6 protein-coding genes are annotated in these 3440 nt (G+C 25.2%); all 6 read right to left on the minus strand.

Going from position 1 to position 3440, the window contains the following annotated elements:
* Window positions 1-91: 91 nt before the first annotated feature.
* A complete protein-coding gene (locus G3997_RS07575; protein ID WP_296645062.1) occupies window positions 92-514 on the minus strand; it encodes a CD1247 N-terminal domain-containing protein in 423 nt (140 codons plus the stop codon).
* A gap of 86 nt (window positions 515-600) precedes the next feature.
* A complete protein-coding gene (gene efp / locus G3997_RS07580) occupies window positions 601-1158 on the minus strand; it encodes an elongation factor P (protein ID WP_296645064.1) in 558 nt (185 codons plus the stop codon).
* A 202-nt stretch (window positions 1159-1360) separates the two neighbouring features.
* Window positions 1361-1789 (minus strand): type II 3-dehydroquinate dehydratase, encoded by a 429-nt coding sequence (gene aroQ, locus G3997_RS07585; protein WP_296645066.1) that lies wholly within the window; start codon window positions 1787-1789, stop codon window positions 1361-1363.
* A gap of 51 nt (window positions 1790-1840) precedes the next feature.
* Window positions 1841-2347 (minus strand): shikimate kinase, encoded by a 507-nt coding sequence (locus G3997_RS07590; protein WP_296645068.1) that lies wholly within the window; start codon window positions 2345-2347, stop codon window positions 1841-1843.
* Window positions 2344-2856 (minus strand): hypothetical protein, encoded by a 513-nt coding sequence (locus G3997_RS07595; RefSeq protein ID WP_296645069.1) that lies wholly within the window; start codon window positions 2854-2856, stop codon window positions 2344-2346. The genes G3997_RS07590 and G3997_RS07595 overlap by 4 nt, the downstream gene beginning before the upstream one ends.
* Window positions 2846-3268: a hypothetical protein gene (locus G3997_RS07600; RefSeq protein ID WP_296645071.1), complete on the minus strand. Its 423-nt coding sequence runs from the start codon at window positions 3266-3268 to the stop codon at window positions 2846-2848. Before G3997_RS07600 ends, G3997_RS07595 begins: the two co-directional genes overlap by 11 nt.
* Window positions 3269-3440 lie beyond the last annotated feature (172 nt).

Raw genomic sequence — 3440 nt, forward strand, 5'->3', positions numbered from 1 at the left:
TAAAATTTATATAAATAAAAAAATATCTTATATAATAATTAAATTAAAATGCCTATGAGTAAAACCCATAGGCATTTTAATTTATATTTAATTATTCTCTACAGTCGCAGTCTATACAATCATAGTCACCATCATTATCAGAAGATAATATTATTGCTTTACAGTTTGGACAAACTACATCAACTTCATCATCATATAATAATTCTTCGTCTATTTCTACTAAGTCATTACAATTTGGGCATTCCATTTCTATAAAGCTAAGATCATCACAATCTTCATCTAAATCCTCATCTTCATATAAGTCATCTTCTACATCTGATAAATCTTCGTCTATAGACTCAATATACTCTGCTAATTCAACTTGTTCTTCATCTAGTTCTACTATAGAATCTGCAAAATTTTCTAATACATCTATTATCTTATGTATTATTTTACCTTCCTTAGTTTCTTTTGATATTTCTAACCCTTCTGCTAAACCTTTTAAATACGCTACTTCTTCATATAAATACTTCATATGTACCCCTCTCTTTCTTTTTTATATAAATTAAAAGCCCGTACATCTTTATTATTAAGATATACAAGCTTTTTATACATAAATTACTAAACTCTTGATAAATATTCTCCAGTTCTAGTGTCTATTTTTATTTTGTCTCCTTGGTTTATGAATAAAGGAACTTGAACAACTGCTCCAGTTTCTACTGTAGCTGCTTTAGTTACGTTACTTGCTGTATCTCCTTTTATTCCTGGCTCAGTTTCTACTACTTCTAATTCTGCAAAGTTTGGAGCTTCAACTTGGAAAGCTTGTCCTTGATAGAATCTTATAGTAGCTACTTCATTTTCTTTTAAGAATTTTATAGCATCTTCAACTTGCTCATAGTTTAATGGTATTTGATCATATGTTTCTTCATCCATGAAGTAGTATAATTCACCATCATTGTATAGATATTGCATTTGTCTTGTATCTATATGAGCTTTAGGGAATTTGTCACTTGGGTTGAAAGCTTCTTCTCTTATAGCTCCATTTCTTAAGTTTTTGTATTTAGTTCTAACGAAAGCTGCTCCTTTACCAGGCTTTACGTGTTGGAAATCAACTATTAAACATGGTTGACCATCTTTTTCGAATGTTACACCTTTTCTGAAATCACTTGCATTTACCATTTCGGTTTCCTCCATATATAAATAAATTTATTATTCGATACTTAGGATTTTATCAATTATATTATTAGTATAATCAAATATCTTTATTTAATTTTAGGTAAATATTTTTTAAAATTACTATTTTACCTATATGTATCCTCTTTTATTGTATCCTCTGTAAATTATATACTCTATTGTAATCTTGTCAAGTCAATTATAGTATTTATATACTATTAATAATTGCATTTATAGCTAAGATATACCCATAAAATCCAAATCCTGATATCTGTCCAATACATGCACCTGCTGTCACACTTTTCTTTCTAAATTCTTCTTGTCTTTGATGAATATTAGAAATATGTACTTCTACACAGTTAATATTTATAGATTTTATAGCATCATAGATAGCATAACTATAATGAGTAAATGCTCCTGGATTTATAACAACTCCATCAAATATATCATTTGATTCATGAAGTTTATCTATTATACATCCTTCATGATTACTTTGAAAAAATTCTATATCTATTTTATTTTCAAATGTATCTTTTATAAAACATTCTAAATCTTCTAGTGTTGCATTTCCATAAATATGCGGTTCTCTTTTTCCAAGCATATTTAAGTTAGGACCATTAATTACTAAGATTTTCACAATTACCTCCAACTACTTGATTACAATTTACTATAATTATAATATCATAAACTATCTAATATAAACAAGTATTTGACTAACTACTTCGTCTATATTTTTGCCATTTACATCTATTGTTATATCACATACTTCTTTATACTTTTCATATCTTGTTGACATTAAGTCATCTATTTTTTTATATAAATTTTTACTATCTTTTAATAATGGTCTTTTGCATACTTCTTTAGATAAGTGTTGTATTATAGTTTCTGTACTAGCATCTAAAAATATTACCTTTTCTTCCTTTTTTAATATTTCACAATTTTCTTTAGATACTATTATCCCTCCTCCTGTTGATATTATTTTATCGTTGCTTTGTACTAAGTTTTTTAAAACATTATTTTCTAATTTTCTAAAATGTTTCTCTCCATATTCTTCAAATATACTAGTTATAGTTTTGTTGGTAGTTTTTTCTATTTCACAATCTGTATCTATAAAATCTATATTTAAATTTTTTGCTAACTTTTTACCTACAGAAGTTTTTCCTACACCCATAAATCCTATTAATATTACTCTCATAAATTTTCTCCCTCAAAATTTAATATATCTACTGTAAACTTAGTTTTATAAACTTGTTTATTTTTAGATAATTCTAATATTATATCTATAATTTTATCATTATAATCATTTGATATGAGTATTTTATCTACATAATCTCCAATTTCATATCCACTATATGCTGTAACATCTTTTATAAATAGCTTGTTACTACTTGGAATAAACTTAATTTCTTTATCCTTTAATTTATTAGTGTCATTTTTATACTTACATTTAATCGATGTTACAGACAAAAATCCATCTACACCTTCTTTAGAAGTTATACCTATTATACCTTTAGAATTAGATATTAATTCATCTATATAATCCGTTATTTCCATAGCCTGTTGTTGAAGTTCTATCTTATCTTCTATATTTGTTTTTATATTTATAGTTAGATTAAATATAGAATAAATTATAGATGATAATATCATTATTACAGTTAATGTTATTACACTCTCTATAAGTATGTATCCTTTTTTATATTTCATATTTACCTTCTTTTATAAGTACTCTACCACTTATAGGTACTATTGTTATTTCTATTTCTTTATTTTTATGGATAATCTTTATAGTAGTTCCTGAAGGAAGAGGTGTGCCATCTGCTTTGAATTTTATTATTGGTCTTGTAAATTGAATTTTACAATCTTTAGGTAAATATACTTGTTTTATATCCTTTCTATTTTCATTTAATTTAAAACTACTACCATCATCACTTTTTTCTAAGTATACATATGCATTTGTATTTCCCATCATATTTATATTTCTCACATATCTTATATCAGAGCATAGCTGTTTTATAAACGAGTTAACCTGATATTTTTCTATATTATCTTTAGGAAAGCATAAAGTTGTTATTAATAATATTATACTTATGGTTATTACTAACTCTACTAAAGTCACATTCCTTCTTTTTTCATACTTTATATCTCCTTATAATCATAAACTACTACTAAATCACTTGGATTTATGAATATTTCATCTTTATTTTTTATTGATGTAGCTTTTTCATTAATTTCAACATTATTAAGTTCATAGCCATCTTTATCATTTATGTTTTCATAATTTTCATTTT

This window comes from Romboutsia sp. 13368, from assembly GCF_018336475.1.
In the GTDB taxonomy this organism is placed as follows: domain Bacteria; phylum Bacillota; class Clostridia; order Peptostreptococcales; family Peptostreptococcaceae; genus Romboutsia.